We start from the raw sequence: 18,425 nt of genomic DNA, 5'->3' as shown, positions 1-18,425 counted from the left end.
CCACTGGTGCACCGTCCACTGGCCCACGCCTTGGCGCTCGGCCACGCGCAGGCGGCCAGCGTCCAACTCAGCCATCACATGCTCAACGGCTTCGCGCACTTCGGGCGAGTTGCTGGTGGTGATGTTGGCGCGACCTTCCCAGGCCAGTTCGATGGTGGATTGCAGATTTTGTGTCATGAGCTATTGAGCGCTGATAGGAATGAACAGGGGCAAAGGAGACGGGGCTTGGGGTCAATCAAACAGCCACTGCCGACGCTGGGTGAGCGCGGCAGTAGTCGGCAATTCGCTGAGCGGCTTCCAGGCATTCGCCCACTTCCGCCACCAGCGCCAGACGGATACGCCCGGCACCAGGATTGACACCATGCGCTTCACGCGCCAGCAGGCTGCCCGGCAATACCGCGACATTGTATTGAGCCAGCAAGCCCTGAGCGAAGGCAATGTCGCAGCCGCCATGGATGTGGGCGGGCACGGCGGCCCAAAGGTAAAAACCCGCATCCGGCAGAGCCACCTCCATATGCTCGGCCAGCAGCGGCGTGACCTGGGCGAACTTGGCGCGGTATTGCTCGCGATTGGCGACGACATGGGCCTCATCGCCCCAAGCGGCGATGCTGGCGGCTTGCACCATCGGGTTCATGGCGCTGCCGTGATAGGTGCGGTAGAGCAAGAACTTCTTGATGAGGGCGGCGTCGCCGGCCACAAAGCCGCTGCGCAAGCCCGGCACATTGGAGCGCTTGGACAGGCTGGTGAAGGCAATCAGATTGCGGAAATCGCCGCGACCCAGCTGCGCCGCGGCCTGCAGGCCGCTCAGTGGCGCCTCTTCGCGGAAATAGATCTCCGAATAGCACTCGTCAGACGCAATCACAAAGCCATAGCGGTCGCTCAGCTCGAACAGTGTTTTCCACTCTTGCAGCGGCATCACCGCGCCGGTCGGGTTGCCCGGTGAGCAGACGTAGAGCAGCTGAGTCTTGGCCCAGATGTCCGCGTCGATCTGGTTCCAGTCGGCGGCGAAGTTTTTGGCGGGGTCGCTGTTGGCAAAAGCCGTTTGCGCGCCGGCCAGCAGCGCCGCGCCTTCGTAGATTTGGTAGAAGGGATTCGGGCAGACCACGGTGGCGCCCGGCCGGCTGGGGTCGATGACGGTCTGGGCCAGGGCGAACAAGGCCTCGCGGGAGCCGTTCACCGGCAGCACTTGGTTGGCGGGGTCCAGCGCCAAGTCGTAGCGGCGCTGCAGCCATTGGCAAATGGCTTCGCGCAAGCGCGGTTCGCCGGCAGTGGCCGGGTAGACCGAGAGGGTCTTCACGCTGGCGATCAGCGCGTCTTCGATCAGCTGCGGCGCCGGGTGCTTGGGCTCACCGATACCCAGGCTGATAGCCCGCAAGGCTGGATTGGGCTGGATGCCTGCATTCAGTGCGCGCAGGCGCTCGAAGGGGTAGGGATGCAGCTTATCCAGCAAGGGGTTGTGCGGAGCGGGGAGCGTCATGTACGTTCTTTCGGTCTATTCTTGACGGCGAGGCTTCATGGCTTGGACGCTTGATTGCCGAGGCCAAGCAAGGCGCGGATGCCGCGCCGCTCAAAGCCAGCCAGCGCAGCTGGGCTTGCCGCAACGGCAGGCCAGCCGTCCTTCGTGGTGAGTTGCGCCATAAGCCACCGTGATCTCTTCGCCCACTTGCAGATCGCGCAAGGCAAAGAACTCGATGGCGCCGGCTTCCACCGCAATGCGGGCGTTGGGCGCGCAAGAATGGTTGGTGAAGCGCATCGGGTCGTCGGAGCGGGTGGCATCGATCGCCCGGCTGGCCGAGATTTCAACCAGCATGATGCGCTGCCGACCTTCGGCACGCCGCTTGGCCTCGGCCACGCTGATCGCTTCGCCAGTCAGTTCCCCCAGCTTGGCGCCTTGCGGCACGCTTTCGTCCGCAAACACGCCGAAGCCGTCGATGCGGCTGCGCCGCACACGAACCGCGCTCAGCTGATGGCTGCTGCTGGTGGGAAAGGCCAAGGTCGAAGCTCTTGTCGTGGCGTTCTGGCCTTAGGCCAGCAGGCCCGACTGGAAGCCATGCTCGGGCAAGTCCACCCGCGGCAGCGGCTGCCAGCCCTTTTTGCGATGCTCCACCACCACATTGGTGTAGATGCCGCCGCGCACATACCACTTGGCGGTGATGCGGATGAAGCGCGGATTCGTCACTTTGACGATGTCTTCCAAGATGGTGTTGGTGACCTTCTCGTGGAAAGCACCTTCGTTGCGATAGCTCCAGAAGTACATCTTCAGGCTCTTCAACTCGACGCAGTACTTGTCCGCAATCATGTCGATGGTGAAGTGCGCAAAGTCGGGCTGGCCGGTCAGCGGGCAGTGGCAGGTGAACTCGGGTACCTGGAACTGGATCACATAGTCACGCTCGGGCGCCGGGTTAGGGAAGGCGTGCAATTCCTTGCTGGGGCGCGAGGGCGGATTCGGCGGCATTTCGCGCTGCTTAGGCGCCATCTCCATGCTGACTTGACTTTCGATCACTGTGGCAGCCGCCTTGCGCGGTTTGGCCGCAGCGGAAGACGCCTTGCCTGCGGTGCCCGTCTTGGGCGCTAGCTTCAAGACCTTGCGCGTCTTGGCCTCGAGTTCAAGGTCTTGCCTGGCCTTGTTGGAAGGCTTGTTGGCGGGCTTTGCTGAAGACTTAACGCTAGGCTTAGGCGCTTGCTTGGCTTCTTTGACGGTCGGGCTGTTCTTGGCCATGAATTCAGTGCGGCGCGACATGGGGCCGACAAGCAGCCCGCTGATGCTCACGCTCATGAGTAGAAGGGGGAGGCCCCGATGGTATCATCCAGCCCAGACAAAGCGCCCGCCTGTGGCGCTTTTGTATAAATAAATCAATGGCTTAGCAACGATTGCTGGAGCCCCCGGGAGGCCTTAGGCGGCAAGCGGGGCTTGGGCGATCGGGCTCACCTCATCTCGCACCCATGCGTCTGAATTCGATCAAGCTCTCGGGCTTCAAGTCCTTTGCCGATCCGACGGTGTTTCAGCTGCCGGGGCAGCTGGTGGGCGTGGTGGGCCCCAACGGTTGTGGCAAGTCCAACATCATGGACGCGGTGCGCTGGGTGCTGGGCGAAAGCAAGGCCTCGGAGCTGCGCGGTGAGTCCATGCAGGACGTCATCTTCAACGGCTCGGGCAACCGCAAGCCTGCCAGCCGATCCAGCGTCGAGCTGGTGTTCTCCAACGAAGACGGCCGCGCCGGCGGTCAATGGAACCAGTTCGCCGAAATCGCGGTCAAACGCGTGCTGACCCGTGACGGCACCTCCAGCTACTTCATCAACAACCAGCCGGTGCGGCGCCGCGATGTGCAGGATGTGTTCCTGGGTACTGGTCTGGGGCCGCGCGCCTACGCCATCATCGGCCAGGGCACCATCAGCCGCATCATCGAATCCAAGCCGGAAGAGATGCGCATGTTTTTGGAGGAAGCCGCTGGCGTCTCCAAATACAAAGAACGGCGCCGCGAGACCGAAAACCGGCTGAAAGACACCCGCGAAAACCTGACCCGCGTGGACGACATCCTGCGCGAGCTCAATACCAATCTCGACAAGCTGGAAAAGCAAGCCGAGGTGGCCGCCAGCTACCGCAGCTTGCAAGACGCCGGCACGCTGAAGCTGCATCAGCTTTGGTTCCTCAAGCATCGCGATGCCACATCCGAACAAGGCCGCGTCAAGACCGAGCATTTGGAGGCCGTCAATGCGCTGGAATCGCGGATGGCCGAGTTGCGCCAGGTGGAGGCCGAGCTGGAGACGGTGCGTCAGGCCCACTATGCGGCCGGGGACGAGCTGCATGCCTCGCAAGGCCGCTTTGCCGAGGCTCAATTGGAAGTCAGCCGCCTGGAAGAACGGATCCGCTATGTGGTTGAAGGCCGCCAGCGCGTCGAGGCGCGGCTCTTGGATCTGAAGTCGCAAAGCCAGCAATGGGAAGAGCGCTCGCTGCAAGCCCAGGCGGAGCTGGAAACCATTGCCGAGCAAATCGCCGCAGCAGAAGAACAAAGCGAAATCCTCGCCGCCCAAGCCGAAGAACAGGCCACCAATCTGCCCAATGCCGAAGACGCGGTGCGCGGGGCACAAAACCGTGCCAATGAGCAGCGCGCGGCAGTGGTGCAGGTGCAGCAGCAGATTCAGGTGCTGGCCGCTGAGAGCCGCAGCGTTGACGAGCAGTCGCGCCAGCTGCGCACCCGCCGCGAGCGCCTGGCGGCCGAGCGCCAAGGACTGGCCGCGCCCGAGCAAGATCGCCTAGCCGACTTGAAGCGCCAAAGCGACGCCGCCACCGAGGCGCAAGAAATGGCCGATGCCCGCCTGCAGGAGCTCTCCGAGCAAGTGCCGGTTTATGAAGACGCACGCCGCAACACGCAGCAAGACGCCAATCAGCAAATGGCCAAGCAGTCGGCGCTGTCGGCGCGCTTGGAAGCATTGAAAGCCTTGCAAGAAAAAGTGCAGACCGAAGGCAAGTTGCTGCCCTGGCTGGCCAAGCATGGTCTGGACGGCTTGCAAGGCTTGTGGACCCGGCTGCACATCCAGTCCGGCTGGGAAAACGCCTTGGAAGCTGCCCTGCGTGAGCGCATGAGCGCACTGCAGGTTGGCCGTTTGGAAACGGTGCGCGCTTTCGAGCAAGACGCGCCGCCGGCCCGTTTGGCTTTTTATTCGCCCCCATCGGCGGCGATTGCCAACACGCATGAAACCCTGCCACGGCTCAGCGATCTGCTGCGCTTGGATGACGCCGGCTTGAAGGCCTTGCTGAATGACTGGCTGGAAGGCGTCTACACCGCAGCATCGATGGAAGAAGCGCTGGCGAATCGCTCGCGCCTGACCCATGGCGAGCTGATCATGACGCCGCAAGGCCATGCGGTCAGCCAGTTCGCGGTGAGTTTTTACGCGCCCGACACCGAGCAGGCCGGCATGTTGGCGCGGGCTCAGGAGATCGAAAACCTGATCTTGGAGCTGCGCGCCCAGGCCGTGATCACCGACGACGCCAAGACTTCGCTGGTCCGCGCCGAGGCGGCTTACTCCGACGCTTCGCAGCGTTTGCAGAATCTGCGCCGCGAGGCCGCTGAAACGCAGACTCGGGCCCATCAGCTGCAGGTCGAATTGCTGCGTCTGACCCAGCAAGCCGAAGCCGCCAGCAGCCGACGTTCGCAGCTGGAAGAGGAACTGTTCGAGATCGACGCGCAGTCCGAAGAATTGCAGGAGCGCCGCGTCACCGGCGAAGCGCGTTTTGAGGAATTGGACATCCAGCTGGCCACCACGCAGGAGCGCCACGCCGAATTGGAAGACGCCACGCTGCTGGCCGAGCGCCGCTTGGGCGAAGCACGCGAGCAGTTGCGCGCCTTGGAGCGGCGCGCCCAAGAAGCGCAGTACAGCGCCCGTGCGCTGGCCTCGCGCCGCGGCGAGTTGCAACGCGCCATCGAGACCGCACAAGCGCAGATGCAGACCAACAGCCAGTCCACTGAGAGTCTGCAGCGCGAGATGGAAACGCTCAACGACGCTGCCGCTCAAGCCGGGCTGCAAGACGCGCTGGCCTTGAAGATGGAGCGCGAGCAGGCCTTGGCCGCCGTGCGCAGCGGCTATGACGACCTGACCCTGCGCCTGCGCAAGGCGGATGAACAGCGCCTGACTTTTGAGCGCAGCCTGGACCCGCTGCGCGACCGCATCACCAAGCTGCAGCTGGAAGAACAAGCCGCGCAGCTGGGCGGCGCGCAGTATATGGAGCAGTTGGTCGCAGCCGCCGTCGACCTGGAAGCGCTGGCCCAAGGCATTGAAGCTGGTCAGGTCAAGCTTTATGGTTTGCAAGGCGAGATCGACCGCATCAACCGTGAGATCGCGGCTCTGGGCGCCGTCAATCTGGCGGCGCTGGACGAATTGACTGCGGCGCGTGAACGCAAGACCTTCTTGGATTCGCAGTGCACCGACCTGATGTCTGCCATGAAGACGCTGGAGGATGCGATTCACAAGATCGACCTGGAAACCCGCGACCTGCTGGGCGCAACCTTCGATCAAGTCAATATGCACTTTGGCCGCATGTTCCCGGTGCTCTTCGGCGGTGGACAGGCCAAGCTGGTGATGACCGGCGACGAAATTTTGGATGCTGGCGTGCAAGTGATGGCCCAGCCGCCGGGCAAGAAAAACAGCACCATCCATCTGCTTTCGGGCGGAGAGAAGGCGCTGACCGCGATCGCCTTGGTGTTCGCGATCTTTCAACTCAACCCCGCCCCGTTCTGTTTGTTGGACGAGGTGGACGCGCCGCTGGATGACGCCAATACCGAGCGTTATGCCAAGCTGGTGGCCGAGATGAGCAGCGGAACCCAGTTCCTCTTCATCTCACACAACAAGATTGCAATGGAAATGGCTGAACAACTGATTGGTGTGACCATGCAGGAGCAGGGTGTCTCCCGCATCGTGGCGGTGGATATGGACAAGGCCTTGGCCATGGCGGAGGCTTGACGCGATGACTTTGACAGAAATGCTTGCCGTTGCGGGTGGGGTGGTGTTGGTCGGTGTGGTGGCGCATGGCGCCTGGACCGCCCGCAAGGCCGGCCCGCGCCGCGCCGAGGTGCAACTCGAGCCGATGATGGATGGTGTCGAACGCGTCGAGCCGGGTCTGGGCGATTTGCAGTCCAGCGCAGAGGCGCCGAGCTTGGACGAAACCGTGCCAGTGGTCGCGCGCGCACCGCGCAAGCCCTCGGCCCGCATTGACGCCTTGATCGACGCGATTGCCACCCTCACGCTAGAAACCCCCATCAGCGGTGAAATGGCTTTGTCGCATCTGCCCGGCAGCCGGCGCGCCGGCACCAAGCCCTTTCACATCGAAGGCTTGAATGCCGAAACCGGCGATTGGGAGCTGCCCACGCCCGGGCAGCGCTACGGCGAGTTCCAGGCCGGCGTGCAAATGGCCAATCGCAACGGCGCGATGAACGAAATCGAGTACTCGGAATTCGTGCAAAAAGTGCAGGGCTTTGCCGATGGCATCGGCGCTTTTGTGCAGTTCCCCGACATGCTGGACGTGGTGGGCCGGGCTCGCGAGTTGGATCACTTTGCCGGCGATCATGACGCGCAGTTGGCGATTGTTTTGCGAGCCAAGACGGCCGCTTGGACGCTGGGCTATGTGCAGCAGATGGCCTTGCGCCACGGCTTTGTGCCCGGCGCCATGCCGGGGCGCTTGGTGATGGCTTCGGAGGATGAAGGTGCCCCGCCGATTCTGTGCTTGAACTTTGAGCCGCAAGCGGCCTTGGCCGAAAATCCGCAGCAGTCATCGCTTCGTGAGATCTCGCTGTCCTTGGACGTTCCGCAAACGCCGGAAGCCTTGGAACCTTTTGCCTCCTGGCAAGAAGCGGCGCGCGGACTGGCTCGCGATATCGAGGCCGATATTTGTGATGACCGCGGGCAGATCCTCAATTTGCACGCCTTTGCCGCGATCGGCCAGGAGTTGAGCACGCTGTATCGTGCGCTGGCCTCGCGTGATGTGGCGGCGGGCAGCTTGGCAGCACGGCGTTTGTTCAGTTAAGTTCGGGCATTGCCCGATCCAGGAGTTACCGATTGCTGACCAGCCTGTTGTTGATCGCCGTGTTGATTGCAAGCAGCGCTTTCTTCTCGATTGCGGAGATCTCGCTGGCCGGTTCGCGTCGCCTGAAGCTGCGTCAGCTGGCCGACGACGGCGACTCGCGCGCCGAGCGCGTCTTGCAGGTGCAAGAACAGCCGGGCCACTACTTCACCGTGGTGCAGATCGGCGTCAACACCGTGGCCATCTTGGGCGGTATCGTCGGTGAAGGCGCTTTGACGCCGCATTACCAAGCCGCCTTGCAATTGCTGATGGCGCCTGAGCAGGCCGAGACCCTGGCCTTCGCCCTGTCTTTTGCCAGCATCACCGCCTTGTTCATCGTGCTGGCCGATCTGGTGCCCAAGCGTTTGTCGATGAGCGAGCCAGAACGCATGGCCATGGCGGTGATCGGCCCGATGCTGGGTCTGGTGACCTTGCTGAAACCGCTGACCTGGGCTTTCAGTTCCTTGACCGATTTGCTGATCCGCTTGATGGGCCGTCCGGTGGTTCGTGACAACAGCATCACCCATCTCGACATCCTGGCTCTGGCCGAGGCCGGCAACGAGGCCGGCGTGGTGGCCGATGCCGAGCAGCAAATGATCGAGAACGTGTTCGAGTTGGACACCCGCCGGGTGGAGAGCGCGATGACCACGCGGGAGCGCATCGCTTACTTCTCGCTCACCGATGACGACGCCATCATTCGCACCCGCATTGCCGAGCAGCCGTTTTCGACCTATCTGGTCTGCGAAGGGGAGATTGATCAGGTGGTCGGTTATGTCGACGCCACCGCGCTGTTCCAGCGTGTCTTGCGCGGCGAGCCCATCGAGCTGAGTGCCGAGGGTCTGGTCAAAAAGGTGCTGATCGTGCCGGACCGTTTGACGCTGTCCGAAGTGCTGTCGCAGTTCCGCGAAAAGCTGGAAGACTTTGCTGTCATCGTCAATGAGTACAGCCTGGTGGTCGGCATCATCACCCTGAACGATGTGATGAGCACGGTGATGGGCAATTTGGTTGCGTCCTATGACGAAGAGCAGCAAATCGTGCGCCGCGAGGACGGCTCTTTCCTGGCCGACGGCATCACCCCGATTCCCGATGTGCAGCGCGCCTTGGAGTTTGAAACCTGGCCGCATGCCGGGCAGTACGACACCTTGGCCGGATTCTTGATGGTGATGCTGCGCCGCATCCCCCGGCGCACCGATCAGGTGGTCTGGGAAGGCTGGCGCTTTGAGGTGGTGGACGTGGACAGCCACCGGGTGGACCAGGTCATGATCGCGCGCGTCCCAGCTCCCTGAGACTTTGGATCTTTACTGTTGATCTTTTTTAGAGACTCGAGCTTTCAAAATGGATACCGAAGACCTGTTTGCAGGCGACGATAGACCGCATGGCGAGGTGCCTAAGCACGTTTGGCAACGCGCCGTTGATCTTCGTAAGCAGCTCGATTACCACGGGTATCTTTATTACACGAATGGAACACAGAAGATTGTCGATGAGCAATACGACGCGCTCTTTCAGGCCCTTGTAGCGCTTGAAGAACGGTACCCATTTCTTCGCACTCCCGACTCGCCTACGCAGAGAGTCGGTGGCGCGCCGCTTTCGAAGCTGGCGCCAGTCCACCACGCGATTCCTATGCTCTCCATTCGAACGGAGACTGATGTTCAGGGTGATGTTTGTGGTGCATTTGATCGTCGCGTTCGCAAGGACCTAGAGCTTGGCAATGACGATCCGCCTTTGCATTACTCAGCCGAATTGAAGTACGACGGCCTTGCAATAAGTCTCTTGTACGAGCGTGGTGTGTTGGTCCGAGCAGCAACTCGCGGTGACGGTGAAACTGGAGAGGACGTTACTCATACGGTTCGTACGATTTACCGAATCCCCCTCAAGCTTTCATATGGTGCTCCTGAAAGACTTGAAGTTCGTGGTGAGATCGTGATGGAGAGAAGCGACTTCGCTCGGCTAAATAAATGGCAAGAGGCTGCAGGGCAGAAACTGTTCGTTAACCCACGAAATGCTGCGGCCGGAGCATTGAGGCAACTCGATCCAAAGGTGACGCAGCAGAGAAGGCTATCGTTCTTTGCATACGGCGTTGCTGGTATTGAGGCGATGCAGTTCGGACGTGGGCAGCATGATGTGCTCGCGGGATTGCAAGCGCTCGGAATCCCTGTGGATCAGAACGTCCAGTTGCTGACCGGGCCTGACCAGTTGCGTGACTTTCATCGCCGCGTTGACGAGATGCGGCGTGAATTGCCTTTTGATATCGATGGTGTTGTCTACAAAGTTGACGAGTTCGACTTTCAAGCTCGCCTAGGCTATGTGAGTCGGGAGCCTCGCTGGGCGATTGCACATAAGTTTCCTGCCGAAGAACGTCAGACCCAGCTCAATGCGATCGAGATTCAGGTCGGCCGCACCGGCAAGTTGACGCCAGTGGCCAAGCTGGAGCCGGTGTTCGTGGGCGGCACCACCGTATCGAACGCGACTTTGCACAACGTGTTTGAGCTGCGGCGCAAGGGCGTGCGGGTGGGCGACCAGGTGATCGTGCGGCGCGCCGGCGATGTGATCCCGGAAGTGGTGGGGCGAGTGCCCGCTGCGCGCGCCAGTTATATCCCTAACTTTCGGATTCCACGCGCTTGCCCGGTTTGCGACAGCGAGGTGCTGCGCGAGCGCGGCGGCATGGACTACCGCTGCAGCGGCGGCATCTTCTGCCCGGCGCAGCGAAAGCAGGCCATGCTGCACTTTGCTGGCCGGCGCGCCATGGATATCGAAGGCCTGGGCGACAAATTGGTGGAGCAACTGGTCGATGAAGGCATCGTCAGCAGCCTGCCCGGTCTCTACAAGCTTGGTGTGGCCAAGTTGTCGGCCTTGGATCGCATGGCCGATCGCAGCGCTTTGAACCTGCTTGAGTCCTTGGAGAGGAGCAAGCAAACGACTTTGGCGCGTTTCTTGTTTGCTCTTGGGATCCGCCAAGTCGGCGAGACCACGGCCAAGGATTTGGCGCGACAGTTCGGCTCCATGGATGCCTTGATGGCCGCCAGCGTTGAGCAGTTGCTGGAGGTCCGCGATGTGGGCCCCATCGTGGCGCAAAGCATCCATCACTTTTTTGCGCAGCCTCATAACCGCGAGGTGGTGGAGCAACTGCGAGCCGCCGGGGTGCAATGGCCCGAGGGGCAGGGCGCTGCGGCCGAGCAGGGGCCGAAGCCGCTGCTCGGCAAGACTTTGGTGCTGACCGGCACCTTGCCGACCTTGTCGCGCGACGCGGCCAAAGACCTGATCGAAGCGGCAGGCGGCAAGGTCAGCGGTTCGGTGTCCAAGAAAACGCACTATGTGGTGGCGGGCGAGGAGGCTGGCTCCAAGCTGGACAAGGCGCGTGAGCTGGGTCTGACGGTGCTGGACGAAGCAGGCCTTCAGGCCCTGTTGGCGGCAGCACCCAGCGACGATGGCTCAGCTTCGGCCTGAAGCAGAACTGGGCTCGCGCACAGGGCTGCATATTCAGCCGCAAACTCCGCTGCAGCCCGAGGGTAGCTGAAAAGATAACCCTGGATCTGATCGCATCCCTGCCGCAGCAAAAACGCCAATTGCTCGGGCGTTTCAACCCCTTCGGCGACGGTGCGCAGCCCTAAGCTGCGCGCCATGCCGATCACCGCCTGGATGATGGCCTCATCGCCCAGGTGGGCGCCGATGCCGGTGACGAAGCTGCGGTCAATCTTCAGGGTTTGGATGGGCAAAAGCTTCAGATAAGCCAGCGAGGAATAGCCGGTGCCAAAGTCGTCGACCGAGAGACGGACTCCCAGCTTGTTCAGCGCCAGCAGGGCCTGGATGGCGTTTTCGGCATGCATGATGACCGACTCGGTGATCTCCAGCTCCAGGCATTCGGCGGGCAATTGCGCATCGGCCAGTGCTTGGCTGACGACCTGAACGATATCGTTGCGCTCCAACTGCCGCACCGAGAGGTTCACCGACACATGCGGCACTTGCAGGCCGGCGTCGCGCCAGGCCTTCAACTGCTTGCAGGCTTTGTTCAACACCCAGGCACCGAGTTCATTGATGAAGCCGCTTTCCTCGGCCAGGGCGATGAAGCGGGTGGGTGGGACCTGGCCTAACTCAGCGCTGTGCCAGCGTGCCAAGGCTTCGGCGCCGCAGGGGCGCAAGGCGGGGCCAGCACCTGAATAAGGGGCCGGCTCGGCAAACAAATCCGCCGCCGGGATGCCCATCTTCATCTGAAAGTGCAAATCCAGTTCACCGGCTTGCAGGCTGCGCCGCAAGAGCTTTTCCATGGCGGCGCGGTCTTGGGCGGAGGTGGTCATCTCCGGCTGGTAAAAGTGGTAGCGATTGCGGCCGGCGCGTTTGGCCTCGTACATGGCGGTGTCGGCCGCTTGCGAAAGTTCGTCCGCACTGCGGCCGTCGCCTGGGAACAGGCTGATGCCAATGCTGGCCGAGATCTGCAGTTCATTGGCATGCAGATTCATTGGCGTCAGCAAGGCTTCAATCAGCTTTTGGGCGACAAGCGGGGCTTCCAAGGCGGCATCGCCGCAGCTCAAGACACAAGCAAATTCATCGCCGCCAAGGCGGGCCAGGATATCGCTGCCGCGCACGATGGCACTGAGCCGGCGCCCCACCTCGATCAGCAATTCGTCGCCGACCGGGTGGCCCAAGGTGTCATTGATCTCTTTGAAGCGATCGAGGTCGATGTAGAGGACGGCCAACTGCTCCAGGTTGCGCTCGGCCCGGTTGATCTGGCGGCGCAGATGGTCGATGTAGAGCAGGCGATTGGGTAGGCCGGTCAGGGGGTCGTGTTGCGCCAGATGTTCCAGGCGCGCCTTGGCCAGCGCCAATTCCTCGGTGCGTTCGTGTACCCGTCGATCCAGTTCGGAATTGGCTTTTTGCAGCCTTGCCTCTTGGCAGTGAATGATGCCTTGCGCACGCCGCACCAGCAGCAGCTGCAAGGCATACAGCAGCAGGAGTGTGCCCAAGCCGATCAGCACCAGACGCCGGAGCAAGGCGTCGCGGCGCTTCACGAAGCCCGACACATCTTGATAGAGCTCGATCACGCCGACGATCTCACCCTGTCGCCGAAAGGGCAAATAGCTCGCCAGCAAGTCGATGTCAGCCCGCTGGCCTTCAAAGGCATCGAACTTGTCGCGGTGGGTGAGCATGCTTTGCGCCGCACCCCTCAAGGCCGACTGGATGCCGGGGTTGTCGTCCTTGAGTTCGCCAATCTGCTTGGGGTCGGAGGAGTAAAGGGTCAGGCCTTGCCGGTTGTAGAGCTTGACCTTGACGATCTCCGAGCCCTGCATCAAGGCGGCGGTCTTGGTGTGAAGGCCGAGGCTTTGCGCCAGCACTCGCAACTGCTCTGCATTGAGTTGCAGTCCGGGGGCGGTGATGGGCGCAAAGTCCTGCCCCAGCACATTGGTGAAGACGGCCGTCATGGCCTCATTGCGCCGCTCAGCCATATGACTGACCACCTTGAGCGTCAAAGACTGGGCGAAATAGCCCAGCGCCAAGGCGGCCAAGGCAATCAGACCCAAGGAAACCCAGGAGAAGTAACGGGTCAGGCGAAAGGGCGAAGCCGCCTTGTCTGAAGGCGGGCCAGAAGCGATGGCAGCCTCGCCCATGCGAGGCTCGCCTGCAGCTGAGGCGGGTGATTTTGTCGCTGTGCCAGCTTCTTCGCCGCCTCGCATTCGCATCACTCCTTGGCGGCGGACGCTGATCGTCAAGCCGTTCACTTGACTTTATGCCAAGAAAGAGCGCCTCAGGGCCGGCACTGCCCCCTAAAAACGGAATTGGGCTTAGGAATCGAAGGCGCCGAGCGTGAGGATCTGCTCGGCCATACGCGCAGCGGCGCCGCGATGTTGGGCCGCGAAGGCCAGCGCCCGCTCGCGCATGGCTTGTTGCTGATCTTTGTGCGTGCACAACGCCAGTGCCTGCGTCAGCCCGGCGGCCATATCGGGAACACGCTGCGCTGCGGCGCTGGCAATGGCGAGCTCCGAAGCCTCCGCGAAATTGAAGGTGTGCGGGCCCATGATGACCGGGCAGCCGCAGGCAGCCGCTTCGATCAGGTTTTGCCCGCCCAGCGGCGCAAAGCTGCCCCCCAGCAAAGCCACATCGCTGAGCGCGTAATACAAGGCCATCTCGCGCATCGAGTCGCCCAAGCAGACGTCGGCGCTGCATTCTTGCCGGTTGGGGCCGTCTGGCGCCCATTGGCTGCGGCGGGTCAAGCGCAGGCCGGCCGCTTCAATCAGCCCAGCCACTTCATCAAAACGCTGCGGATGGCGGGGCACGATCAAGAGCAAGGGCTTGCTGGCGGTTGCGCCGGCATCGACGCCCGCAGCTTGCTCCCAGGCTTGCTGCCAGGCCTGCAAGAGCATGGCCTCTTCACCTTCGCGGGTGACCGCGGCCAGCAAGACCGGGCGCTGCAGTTGCTCCCGCCACTGCTGGCCTCGGGCCAGCAAGGCCTCATCCATTTGCATATCAAACTTCAGATTGCCCTGCACCAGCACCTGTTTGGCACCGCTGGCGCTTAAGCGTTCGGCATCGGCCTGGGTTTGCGCCAGGGCCAGCGTGAGGCGCCGGCCAGCCGGTTGCAGCAAGGCCTTGAGGCGCTGGCCACGTCGTTGGCTGCGCTCCGATAGCCGCGCATTGGCCAGCACCATGGGCAACTGGGCCTGCTCAGCTTCGAACTGCAGCGTGGGCCAGATTTCGGTCTCCATCAGCACGCCGAGGGCCGGCTGCCAATGACACAGAAAACGCCGCACCGCGCCTGGCGTGTCATAGGGCAGCCAGGCTTGAGCGTCGTCTTTTTGCAAGAGGGCCTGGCCGGCTTCCCAGCCGGTGGCGGTGCTGTGGGTGAGCAGCAGGCGCAGCGTCGGCTGGCGCTCGCGCAAGGCGCTGATCAAGGCTGCCGCCGCGCGAGTTTCACCCAGCGAGACTGCGTGCACCCAGAGCCAGCCCTGGGCCGTCACGGCCTGCTGATAAAAACCTAAACGTTCGCCCAGGCGCTGGCGGTACTGCGGCTCCACCGAGCCGCGCCGCCACAGGCGCAGCAGGTAGAAGGGCGTCAGCAGGCGCAGCAGCCCCGCATAGGCCCAACGACTGAGCCTTTCAGCGAAGGTCTCGGCGACGGGGCTCAATGCCCGGCAGCGAAGGTGGCGTCGGGCTTGACGCGCTTGAGTTGCGCCAGCACATCGTGCTGGATGCGCTCCAGCGCTTCAGGCGTGTGGCCTTCAAAACGCAGCACCAGCACCGGCGTGGTGTTGGAGGCGCGCACCAGGCCGAAGCCGTCTTCATACTCGACGCGCAGGCCGTCGATGGTGACGATCTCCTTGGAGCCTGGGAACTCGGCCACTTCCAACAGCTTCTTCACCACCTCATGGTGTTCGCCCTCGGCGCAAGGCACATTGATCTCGGGGGTGTTGAAGCTGGTCGGAAGTGCGTTCAGCACGGCGCTCGGGTCGGCGAAGCGCGACAGGATTTCCAAGAGGCGGGCGGCGGTGTACATCGCATCGTCAAAGCCGTACCAGCGCTCGGAGAAGAAGATGTGGCCCGACAACTCGCCGGCCAGCGGCGCACCGGTTTCCTTCAACTTGGCCTTGGCCAGCGAATGGCCGGTCATCCACATCAGCGGCTTGCCGCCATGCTCACGAATCCACGGGGCCAGGCGCTGGGTGCACTTGACGTCGAAGATGATCTCGGCGCCTGGCTTGCGCTTCAGGATGTCGGCGGCGAAGAGCATGATCTGGCGGTCCGGCATGATCATGGTGCCGTCCTTAGTGACCACGCCGAGGCGGTCGCCGTCGCCGTCAAAGGCCAGGCCTAGTTCAGCGTCGCAGGCGTGCACGATGCGCTTCAGGTCTTCCAGATTCTCGGGGCGCGATGGATCGGGGTGGTGGTTGGGGAAGTCGCCGTCCACTTTGGAGTAGATGTCGATCACTTCGCAACCCAGGGCGCGCAGGATGGCCGGGGCGCTGGCGCCGGGGATGCCGTTGCCGGAGTCCACCACGATCTTCATCGGACGCTTCAGCTTGGCATCCTTGACGATGCGGTGGGCGTACTCGGGCACGATGTCCATGGTGGCCGTGCGGCCCTTGCCGGGTTCAGCGGTCTTGTAGTCTTCGGCTTCGATGCGGCGGCGCAGGCCTTGGATCTGCTCGCCGTACACGGCGGCACCCTTCAAGACCATCTTGAAGCCGTTGTAGTCCTTGGGGTTGTGGCTGCCGGTCACCATGATGCCGCTGCGGCAGCCATGCTTGGCGCGGGTGGCGGCCACGTAGTACAGCATCGGGGTGGTGACGGCGCCCAGGTCCACCACATCCAGACCGGTGGACTGCAGACCGCGGATCAGCGCAGCGACCAGGCCAGGGCCGGACAAGCGGCCATCGCGGCCCACGGCCACGGCCTTCTCGCCCAGGGCACGCGCCTCGGTGCCGAAGGCGCGTCCCAGGTGCTCGGCCAGTTCTTCGTTCAGGGTCGTGCCCACGACACCGCGGATGTCATAGGCCTTGAAGATGGACGCGTGAACTTGCATGTGGACTTCCCTTGGAATGTTTAGGTAGAAAACGCGATCTGCGAACAAATCAGTGGGCGGATTGTAGGCAAGGGATTTGACTGTTCCTTGTCGGGCGCGGACTCAGCGTTCGAGGCGCTGGCTCGTCGATTCGTGCCGGTCTGAAACCGCTGATCGCATGCCGGCGCGTCGTTGATCGCCTCAGCCCTAAACTGCCGCGCATGATTCCTCTGAGCATGCCGTGGCGGCGCGGGGTCAGCACCGCCTTTGACGACCTCTGGCACATCGGCGCAGCGCGGCGCTTGCCTTGGTACGCCCACTGGCCCCTGATCGCTCTCACCGGTGCCAGCGTGGGCGCGGCGATTGTGTTTCTGGCCGCCCTGTTCAGCGGCAATCTGCTGCGCATGGCGTGGTGGTCGCCCAATCTGGGGTGGTCGATGCTGACGGGCATCATCATCATGCTGCTCTTGCAGGGCAGTTTCATCGCGCTGAGCTGGCTCATCCCGGCTGATCGACTTTTGCAATGGCGTGAAGGCGTGGGGCGCTCGCGCTGGCTGGCCTACATCGGTGTGCCGGCACTCTGCAGCGTGCTAGGCCTGATCGCGCTGGATGTGCTGATGCGTTCGGTGGACACGGGCAGCCTGGCTCGGCCTCGACTGCCCAATTACGGGCTGCTGATCACCTTCTTGGGCTGCGGCACCCTGCTGGCCGGCCTGAGTTGGTGGCGACTGCGCGCCCAGTTGCAGGCCCACAAGGTTCGTCAGCAGATGACCGAGGCGCAGTTGCGCCTTCTGCAGGCGCAGATCGAGCCGCACTTTCTTTTCAACACCTTGGCCAATGTGCAGGGGCTGATCGACTATGAACCGGCCCTGGCCAAGCGCATGCTGGATGCCTTCACCGACTACCTGCGCGCCAGCCTGCTGCAGATGCGTGCCCAGGACGTGAGCCTGGGGGAGGAGTTCGACCTGGTGCAAAGCTATCTGACCGTGATGCAATGCCGCATGGGCGAGCGCCTGCGTTGGCAGCTGGACATCCCGGCTGAGCTGCGTGCCGCCCGCATCCCACCGCTGCTCTTGCACCCCTTGATCGAAAACGCCATCCACCACGGCTTGGAGCCTCAGATTGAAGGGGGCCAGCTTGTTCTGCGCGCCCGCATGGACGGGCAGGGCCTGTGCATCGAGATCGATGACGACGGCATCGGCCTGGCCGCCGCGCAGCTGCGCCCTCGTCCTGGCAACGGCGTGGCGCTGAAGAACATCCGCGAGCGGCTGTGGGCCGTCTATGGCCCTGAGGCCGGCTTGCAATTGCAGGCGGGGGCGAACGAGCAGGGCACTCGCGTGCGCCTGAGCTTGCCGTGTCTGCACCCACAAACGACGCCCGCTGTTTGACGACTCCCGAGACCGAGCTGAAGCCGATGAGCACCAAGCCCATGCCCCGTCCCCGTGCCTTGCTGGCCGACGATGAACCCCAGCTGTTGCGCGTGTTGCAAGACCGCCTGCACGAGCTTTGGCCTGAGCTGGAGATCGTGGCCACGGCCCAGCATGGCCTCGCAGCGGCCGAGCAGATCGAACGACTGCAGCCGGACATTGCCTTCTTGGACATCCAGATGCCCGGGCTGACGGGCCTTGAGGTGGCCCAAGGCATTGAAGGTGCGACCCGCGTCGTGTTCGTGACGGCCTATGACGAGCATGCGCTGAGTGCCTTTGAGCACGAGGCCGTGGACTATGTGCTCAAGCCGGTGCGGGCGGAGCGGCTGCAGCTGACGGTGGACCGTTTGCGCCGCTCCCTGGCGAATCGTCCCGGCGCGACCTTGCTTGCCGACGAGGCTCTTGGAGCACCGCTTCCGTCTTTGCCAGAGGGCGCCGAGCTGGCCAAGGTGCTGGCCCAGCTGTTGCCCCACGCCACAAGCGCTCCAACGATGCTGCGCCACCTGCGCGCCAGCCATGGCAGCAGCACACACATCATCCCGGTCGAGGACATCCTCTACCTGCAGTCCGACGAGAAATACACCCTGGTTCGCACGGCCGCGCATGAGTACCTGATCCGCAGCTCCATCCTGGAGCTGGCCAGCCAGCTGGACCCGCAGCGCTTCTGGCAGGTGCATCGCGGCACGCTGATCAATGTGGACCACCTGCTCTCCACCCGTCGGGATGACAATGCGCGGCTCTTGCTGAAGATGCGCGGCCATGAGCGAGAGCTGCCGGTGAGCCGAGCCTATGTGCATCTGTTCAAGGCGATGTGAGCGCAGTCAGGGCAAGCGGCGAATGTCAGCCAGTGCCGCCGCCGTTGACGGCACCGGCTTGCCATTCAGCAGCGGAACTTGCCGTTCGTCGCAGGGGCGGCTTTTGGGGGACACTCGCGCCCTAAGCTGAGCGCATGTTCAAG

At 62.9% G+C, this 18,425-nt stretch carries 12 protein-coding genes, 1 pseudogene and 1 riboswitch; of the genes and pseudogenes, 6 read left to right on the top strand and 7 right to left on the bottom strand.

Translation table 11 applies throughout. The annotated features are described in order from the left end of the window. The 4 genes and pseudogenes from ACOVRJ_RS21745 to queF form a co-directional block, all read right to left on the bottom strand. Positions 1–177 (bottom strand): annotated as a pseudogene (locus ACOVRJ_RS21745) (2,3,4,5-tetrahydropyridine-2,6-dicarboxylate N-succinyltransferase); the annotation flags it as partial. A 58-nt stretch (positions 178–235) separates the two neighbouring features. Next, complete coding sequence (gene dapC, locus ACOVRJ_RS21740) at positions 236–1,477, bottom strand: succinyldiaminopimelate transaminase (RefSeq protein WP_422045904.1); 1,242 nt, start codon at positions 1,475–1,477, stop codon at positions 236–238. A 90-nt stretch (positions 1,478–1,567) separates the two neighbouring features. Next, a complete protein-coding gene (locus tag ACOVRJ_RS21735; protein WP_422045903.1) occupies positions 1,568–1,948 on the bottom strand; it encodes an SET domain-containing protein in 381 nt (126 codons plus the stop codon). After that, positions 1,919–1,983: riboswitch (Fluoride riboswitch) on the top strand. (Overlaps the previous gene by 30 nt.) Before the next feature lie 40 nt (positions 1,984–2,023). After that, complete coding sequence (gene queF / locus ACOVRJ_RS21730; RefSeq protein WP_263537471.1) at positions 2,024–2,455, bottom strand: preQ(1) synthase; 432 nt, start codon at positions 2,453–2,455, stop codon at positions 2,024–2,026. A gap of 488 nt (positions 2,456–2,943) precedes the next feature. Between queF and smc the strand changes: the two genes are divergently transcribed. Genes smc through ligA form a run of 4 tightly spaced genes read left to right on the top strand, consistent with a single transcriptional unit; the run spans position 2,944 to position 10,996 of the window. Continuing rightward, positions 2,944–6,456, top strand: coding sequence for a chromosome segregation protein SMC (smc, locus tag ACOVRJ_RS21725; RefSeq protein ID WP_422045902.1), 3,513 nt, complete (start codon positions 2,944–2,946; stop codon positions 6,454–6,456). A 4-nt stretch (positions 6,457–6,460) separates the two neighbouring features. Continuing rightward, on the top strand, positions 6,461–7,516 hold the full coding sequence (locus tag ACOVRJ_RS21720; protein ID WP_422045901.1) for a cell division protein ZipA C-terminal FtsZ-binding domain-containing protein: 1,056 nt from the start codon (positions 6,461–6,463) through the stop codon (positions 7,514–7,516). A 32-nt stretch (positions 7,517–7,548) separates the two neighbouring features. Next, positions 7,549–8,838, top strand: a complete 1,290-nt coding sequence (locus tag ACOVRJ_RS21715) for a hemolysin family protein (RefSeq protein ID WP_422045900.1) — start codon at positions 7,549–7,551, stop codon at positions 8,836–8,838. A 49-nt stretch (positions 8,839–8,887) separates the two neighbouring features. Beyond that, the gene (gene ligA / locus ACOVRJ_RS21710) at positions 8,888–10,996 is read left to right on the top strand and encodes an NAD-dependent DNA ligase LigA (RefSeq protein ID WP_422045899.1); all 2,109 of its coding nucleotides are present in this window, start codon (positions 8,888–8,890) and stop codon (positions 10,994–10,996) included. Here the strand turns inward: ligA and ACOVRJ_RS21705 are convergent. From ACOVRJ_RS21705 to ACOVRJ_RS21695, 3 genes are all read right to left on the bottom strand, one after another. After that, positions 10,945–13,152: a putative bifunctional diguanylate cyclase/phosphodiesterase gene (locus ACOVRJ_RS21705; protein ID WP_422045898.1), complete on the bottom strand. Its 2,208-nt coding sequence runs from the start codon at positions 13,150–13,152 to the stop codon at positions 10,945–10,947. The two genes, ligA and ACOVRJ_RS21705, sit on opposite strands and share 52 nt — an antisense overlap. Before the next feature lie 174 nt (positions 13,153–13,326). Beyond that, the gene (locus ACOVRJ_RS21700) at positions 13,327–14,667 is read right to left on the bottom strand and encodes a 3-deoxy-D-manno-octulosonic acid transferase (RefSeq protein WP_422045897.1); all 1,341 of its coding nucleotides are present in this window, start codon (positions 14,665–14,667) and stop codon (positions 13,327–13,329) included. Continuing rightward, positions 14,664–16,061 (bottom strand): phosphomannomutase/phosphoglucomutase, encoded by a 1,398-nt coding sequence (locus tag ACOVRJ_RS21695; RefSeq protein ID WP_422045896.1) that lies wholly within the window; start codon positions 16,059–16,061, stop codon positions 14,664–14,666. Before ACOVRJ_RS21695 ends, ACOVRJ_RS21700 begins: the two co-directional genes overlap by 4 nt. A gap of 200 nt (positions 16,062–16,261) precedes the next feature. On the opposite strand from ACOVRJ_RS21695, the gene ACOVRJ_RS21690 reads away from it, so the two are divergent. Continuing rightward, positions 16,262–17,428: a sensor histidine kinase gene (locus ACOVRJ_RS21690; protein WP_422045895.1), complete on the top strand. Its 1,167-nt coding sequence runs from the start codon at positions 16,262–16,264 to the stop codon at positions 17,426–17,428. Between the two features lie 41 nt (positions 17,429–17,469). Beyond that, positions 17,470–18,282, top strand: coding sequence for a LytR/AlgR family response regulator transcription factor (locus tag ACOVRJ_RS21685; RefSeq protein WP_422045907.1), 813 nt, complete (start codon positions 17,470–17,472; stop codon positions 18,280–18,282). Positions 18,283–18,425 lie beyond the last annotated feature (143 nt).

It is taken from the genome of Roseateles sp. (assembly GCF_049240545.1).
Lineage (GTDB): Bacteria > Pseudomonadota > Gammaproteobacteria > Burkholderiales > Burkholderiaceae_C > Paucibacter_A.
This window is presented reverse-complemented; position numbering and strand designations above follow the sequence as displayed.